The organism is Nocardioides sp. P5_C9_2, from assembly GCF_054049555.1.
Window position 1 is genome coordinate 1 of the sequence record NZ_JBFUMD010000247.1, and the last position, 5,654, is coordinate 5,654.

The 5,654-nt window shown below is 66.6% G+C and carries 6 protein-coding genes; 3 read left to right on the forward strand and 3 right to left on the reverse strand.

Features of this window, described 5'->3' with window-relative positions; genetic code table 11:
- The 3 genes from ACXJKL_RS12990 to ACXJKL_RS13000 all read left to right on the forward strand — a co-directional run.
- On the forward strand, positions 1-595 hold a 595-nt coding region (locus ACXJKL_RS12990; RefSeq protein ID WP_457207462.1), incomplete at its 5' end, for an MFS transporter.
- An 82-nt stretch (positions 596-677) separates the two neighbouring features.
- Positions 678-1,037 carry a phosphomannose isomerase type II C-terminal cupin domain gene (locus tag ACXJKL_RS12995; RefSeq protein ID WP_457207463.1) on the forward strand — a complete coding sequence of 120 codons (360 nt, stop codon included), beginning with the start codon at positions 678-680 and terminating at the stop codon, positions 1,035-1,037.
- 172 nt (positions 1,038-1,209) lie between these two features.
- Complete coding sequence (locus ACXJKL_RS13000; protein WP_457207464.1) at positions 1,210-3,282, forward strand: acyltransferase family protein; 2,073 nt, start codon at positions 1,210-1,212, stop codon at positions 3,280-3,282.
- On the opposite strand, the gene ACXJKL_RS13005 is transcribed toward ACXJKL_RS13000, so the two are convergent.
- From ACXJKL_RS13005 to ACXJKL_RS13015, 3 genes are read right to left on the reverse strand one after another with little or no spacing between them, the layout of a single operon-like run.
- Positions 3,279-4,106, reverse strand: coding sequence for an FkbM family methyltransferase (locus ACXJKL_RS13005; RefSeq protein WP_457207465.1), 828 nt, complete (start codon positions 4,104-4,106; stop codon positions 3,279-3,281). The two genes, ACXJKL_RS13000 and ACXJKL_RS13005, sit on opposite strands and share 4 nt — an antisense overlap.
- Before the next feature lie 34 nt (positions 4,107-4,140).
- Positions 4,141-5,265, reverse strand: coding sequence for a glycosyltransferase family 2 protein (locus tag ACXJKL_RS13010; protein ID WP_457207466.1), 1,125 nt, complete (start codon positions 5,263-5,265; stop codon positions 4,141-4,143).
- A 38-nt stretch (positions 5,266-5,303) separates the two neighbouring features.
- The gene (locus ACXJKL_RS13015; RefSeq protein ID WP_457207467.1) at positions 5,304-5,642 is read right to left on the reverse strand and encodes a hypothetical protein; all 339 of its coding nucleotides are present in this window, start codon (positions 5,640-5,642) and stop codon (positions 5,304-5,306) included.
- Positions 5,643-5,654: the final 12 nt, after the last annotated feature.

Below are 5,654 nucleotides of genomic sequence, written 5' to 3' on the forward strand. Positions count from 1 at the left end.
CTCCTACATGGTCCGCACCCCGTGGCTGCTGGCCACGCTGCTCTTCGCCTCGCTGATGATCCTGGTGATGATGGGGCCGCTCGAGGTGCTGATCCCGTTCCTCATCAAGGACCGGCTCGGCGGCGGGCCGACCGACCACTCCTACGTGCTGGCCGCGTTCGGGATCGGTGGTGCGCTCGGCTCCCTCGTGGTCGCCTCGATCCGGATGCCGCGTCGCTACCTGACCCTGATGAACCTCGGGTGGGGGCTCGGCTGCGTGCCGTTCGTGGTGATCGCCCTCGCCGAGAGCGTGTGGGTCGTGGTGGCCTCGGCGGCGGTGATGGGCGCCCTCTTCTCCGCCCCGATGGTCATCTGGGGCACGCTCCTCCAGCGTCGGGTGCCGCCGCACCTGCTGGGCCGGGTCGCCTCGCTGGACTTCTTCGTGAGCGTGTCGTTGATGCCGATCTCGATGGCGCTCGCCGGGCCGGTCGCCGACGCGATCGGGCTGCGCAACACCTTCTTCATCGCCGGGACGGTGCCGTTGGTGGTGGCGGTCGTGGCCACCCTGTGGGCCCGGCTGCCGGCCGACGAGATCGCGCACCCGCTGCGGGACTGAGTCGTCCCCCTTCGCCGACGAGGAGTTGCCGGCCCCCGTCGCTTAATGTTGGTCCGTCGTAAAACGGATGACGGGAACATGCATGTCCAAGGAATCGGAAGACCGGCCGTGGGGCTCGTGGCACGTCCTCGACGAGGGCGAGGCCTACAAGGTCAAGCGCATCCATGTGAACCCCGGCCAGCGATTGTCCTACCAGACGCACGAGCACCGCTCTGAGCACTGGGTCGTCGTCACCGGGACGGCAACGTGCGTCGTCGACGGTGCGACGGTCGTGGCCGAGTCCGGCCAGTCCGTGGACATCGCCGTGGGCGCAGCACACCGGATCACCAACGCGCACGAGGACGATCTCGTCATCATCGAGGTACAGCGCGGCTCCTACACGGGCGAGGACGACATCCATCGACTCGAGGATGACTACGGACGGTCCGAAGCCTCTCGGTGAATCGGTGATCTCAGTCGACCATGCCGGTCAGGGTCGGCACGTCGCTCCTCGACCCACGACCTGCAGTAGTTGGTAGCGACCACAGCTACGCCACGACAGGCGACGACTCGCCAGCTCAGGACCGGCTCCGCGCCGCGCACCTGGCCATGAACTCCTCCGAAGGAACGACTCGATGCCACTCGAAGCAGCACAACGCGGCACCGAGGTGACCCCGACCGACATCACCTCTCGCCGTCGTCACGACATCCAGGCCGTGCGCGCCCTCGCCGTGCTGTCGGTGGTGGGGTATCACTTCTACCCGAACCGCGTTCCGGGTGGGTTCGTCGGCGTCGACATCTTCTTCGTCATCTCCGGCTTCTTGATCACGAGTCATCTCATCCAGAGGCCGCCACGCAACGTCTCTGGCTTCCTGCAGTTCTGGGCCCGACGCGTCCTGCGCCTTCTTCCGGCTGCAGCCTTGGTCATCCTCGTGATCCTCGGCGTCGTCGTGGCCTTCGTTCCGTCGAGCCAGTGGCGCGAGAGCGTCGTCCATGCCGTCTCGGCCATGCTCTACATCGAGAACTGGCGACTCATCGCCGATGCAACCGACTACCTCGAGGCTGGGACCGCCCCCACGCCGTTCCAGCACTTCTGGTCGTTGTCGGTCGAGGAGCAGTACTACATCGGCGCGCCATTCGTCGTTGCGTCCCTCGCGCTCGTGGCTCGCCGATCCGGCGTGGCACACGTCCGGCGCGTCTTCCTCGCCGGCCTGCTGATCCTGACGGCTCTGTCGTTCGGCTACGGCTTGTCGCTCACTTGGTCCGCACCCTCAGAGGCCTACTTCTCGTCGTTCGCGCGGGTGTGGGAGCTCGGAGTCGGGAGCGTGTTGGCCGCCGCGAACCCCGCCATCCAGCGCTTTCTCGGAGGACGAACGAGCGTGCGCATGGCGTTCATGTCCGCAGGGGCCTCAGCGATCGGCGTTTCGCTCTTTGCCTTCGGCCACAGCACCCCGTTCCCGGGGTACGCCGCCCTGCTGCCCACCGTCGGTGCCGCGCTCCTGATCATTGCGGCCGACCCGGCTCACATCGCCAATCCCCGGGGGCTGACGCACTCCCRTCCCGTCCAGCTCACCGGCGACATCTCGTACTCCTTGTACCTCTGGCACTGGCCGGCCATCGTGCTCCTCCCCGCCGTTCTCGATCGCCGCATCCAGCCGTGGGAAGGGATTCCACTCTTCGCCGCAACCTTCGTCGTTGCCTGGGCGAGCACCGTTCTCCTGGAGAACCCTGTGCGTTCACATCCCGCCTTCAAGAACCGGACCGCCCGGACCTTTGCGCTGGGTGCAGCCCTGTCGGCGATGGTCATGGTGGTGGGTGCCGCGGTCGCAGGATGGGTCTCCCTCACCACGGCCCGCGACGCTGCTGCCGTTGCGGCCACCCGCGACGCGGAGGCCCTTTGCTTCGGCGCGGGGGCCATGGACCCCTCACGGGATTGCCCCCGGGACGCCGAGCTGGTGACGTCACCCGAGTTTGCCAAGCAGGACCGCCCGGAGGGCATCACCAAGTGCCTGAACTGGCCCCCGTTCGGCGAGTTGATCTCCTGCTCTAGAGGTGACATCGGGTCTCCGACCAAGAAGTTCGCCCTCGTCGGGAACTCGCACGCCGGTCAGTGGCAGCCGGCTCTGGAGAAGATCGCCAGCGAGAACGGCTGGCAGATGGACACCTACATCATCGGCGCGTGTCTCCCCATCTCGATCCAGAACCCCGACGGCACGGCGGACGGCAGCCCGACGTGCGAGGAGCTCGAGGAGGAGACCACCCAGCGCCTGGCCAGCGAGGGCTACGACGGCATCGTGATGGCCATGTTCGACGAGGCAGAGGACAGCACGGAGGCGCAGTACTCCGACCTGCTCGACGAGTGGACGGCCGCCGGGCCGGACGTGCTGGTCATTCGTGACACGCCTGCCCCGTGGACCCCGGAGAAGGAGATGCCGGACTGCATCGCCGCCAATCCAGACGACTTCGGGGCCTGCGCCGGGACACCGGACGAATGGATCTACCCGGATCTGCTCTTCGATGCGGCGGCCGCGTCCGACAACCCTCAGATCTCGTCGATCGACCTGAATCCCCTCATGTGTACCGAGGAATCCTGTCCAGCCGTGATCGGCGGCGTCATCGTGCTCTGCGACTACAACCATCTCAGCGCTACATTCGCCGAGACGCTTGCGCCGTACCTTCAGCCTGCTGTCGCCGAGATGCTCGCCTAGCCGCGTGCGTGGGTCATCACGAGGTTGACCTGGCCGTTTGTGCCGGCCTGGTCGCACGTCCGCACGATGTCGGCGGGCGGCAGGTCGGTCAGGTTGGCCGCCACCTGCGTCTTGATCGTCAAGCCCATAGACTTGAAGATGCCCAGCACGTCGATGGGGTCGAGTCCCCGCTCTCGCAACGCCGTCGGCCAGAACTCGCTGACGATGACGACGCCCGGACTCCTGCCCAGCGCCCCGGTCATCCCCGCGAGGACGTCAGGCTCGAAGCCCTGGACGTCGATCTTCACCAGGTCGAAGGCGGCGTCCGGCAACACTGAGTCCAGCGGGGCAGCGGGCGCAATCATTTCGGCCGTGTCCAAGACACCTGTGCGTGTGTCGCCGAGGTTCGTCGGCGCTGTGCTGAGCGTCAGGGTTCGCTCACCTGCGGACAGCGCCAGAGCATGAGGGGTGATGTCGGCGCCGCTGTTCCACGCGTTGAGGGCCAGCACCCTACTGGTCACGGGGTGCGGCTCGAAGGCATGGATCACGGCGTTGCGGGCGTGCTTGGCGATGAGCAGGCTGAAGTAGCCGACGTTGGCACCAATGTCGGCGAACCGGATGCCGGGACGCACGAACTCGAGGAGCAACCGACCTTCATCGGCCTCCCAGGTCCCGCGCTCCTGGATGTAGGGACGCATCACTCCGTCCGAGGCCGGGATCCACAGCGGCCCGGCGTCGGTCTCGAGGCGCACCAGGGGATCGCCGCTGTAGGGCTTCGGGGGTACCCGAGAAGCTGGGGTGTGTCCGGCCCGAGAGTCAGGATTGCCACGTGCGAACAGATTCATACGGCCACCTCTTCGGCTCGAGTTGAGGTCATGGTCAGACCCGCGCGGGGTAGTTGCCGAGTCGTTCGGTCGTGCTGACCCCGAACGCGGACGCGAAGGCTGCCGCCGCTGTTCCGCGCTCCGTGAGATTGACCTCGACCGGATCCCGGTCGAAGTAGCGCCGCAGCTCGGAGGCAATATCCACGCCGTCGAGCTCGATCATTGCCTCGAAGCCCAGGGTGTGCATGCGCACCTCGGGGCGCCCGTCGGGAGCGACCTGCACCTGCACGAKGTCCGTGCGACCCGGGATGGGCGGCAACCAGCCGATCTGAACGGTGTATCCGAACGCCCTCCCTGTTGCGCGGATGATCGCCTCAGCCGCGTCATGGTGCGCCTTGGTGAGGACACCGCTGGAGGAGAACGCGTCGACCTGGGTCCGGAAGAGGGGGTATCGAAGATCGATGACCGCTTCATTCTCGGGAACGGTGGTGTGGTCGTCGGAGACAAGACCGGCGTCCAGGTTGGACCCACGACCCTGGTGGTACACGAACGTCCCAGGGGCCAGACCGATCCGGTAGCCCGCGGCAAGGCTGCGCAGCGACCAGTCGGTCTCCTCGCAGTATCCACGTCCGAAGACGGGGTCCATGACACCCACGTCCTTGACGACCTCGATCGGCATGATGATCGAGAAGGAGATCCCCGCCGGAACGTCCATCACGGCGTCGCCGTAGTGATCGGCCAGCGCACCGCTGATCCAGTCGACGCGATCCTGGTCCGACAGGTGGAGGTCCGGATCCTCGTTGGGGAGGGAGTAGAGGGACACGTTGTTGGACCAGGCCGTGACCGAGCCGACGCCCTCCTGGTTCACTGCCCTCAACATCTGGCTCATCAGGTTGCGCGGGTAGATCACGTCGCTGTTGCTGATGACGACGTAGTCGTAGTCACCGTCGATGGCGGCGATCATGCCGAGGGACACGTTGCGGGGGATCCCCAGGTTGCGAGGGGTGCAGTAGTAGCCGATCCCGAGCCGGGCGCACAGCTCCGCCAGGCGCTCGCTCCACCCGGGCGCGGGGCTGGCATCGTCGAGCACCAGCACGTCGATGTCCGCCTGCGTCGTATCGATGTGCAAGGCCGACTCCAGCGTGCGCGGCACGAACGGCTCACCGTTGTAGACCGTCACGCAGAACAACACGCGCGGTTTGGCCGTGCCCTCCGTCATCACCGGGAAAGACTCTTCCGGGCTCGCTGCGCCACGCGGGAGGCAGCCGACGCCGACCGGAATGCACGCGACCCCAGGATGTCCTTCATCTCCTGCTTGAGGCTCCGGTTCTGCTGGCGCAGCACCTTGTTGCGCAGACGCAGCTTCTCCAGCTCCGCGGTCTGCGCGACCAGCTGACCGTTGATGCCGGTGAGCCGCGCTGTCAGGTCCATGACCCGCGCGTTGGCGACCTCGAAGTCCTGCAGGCACTGGACGAGGGACAACTTGTCCAAGTCCACCGTGCTGGTCGGTCGCGAGACCTCTGTGGTCTCGATCGGGGTCTCGTCGGTCTCAGCCATGGAATCTCCTGT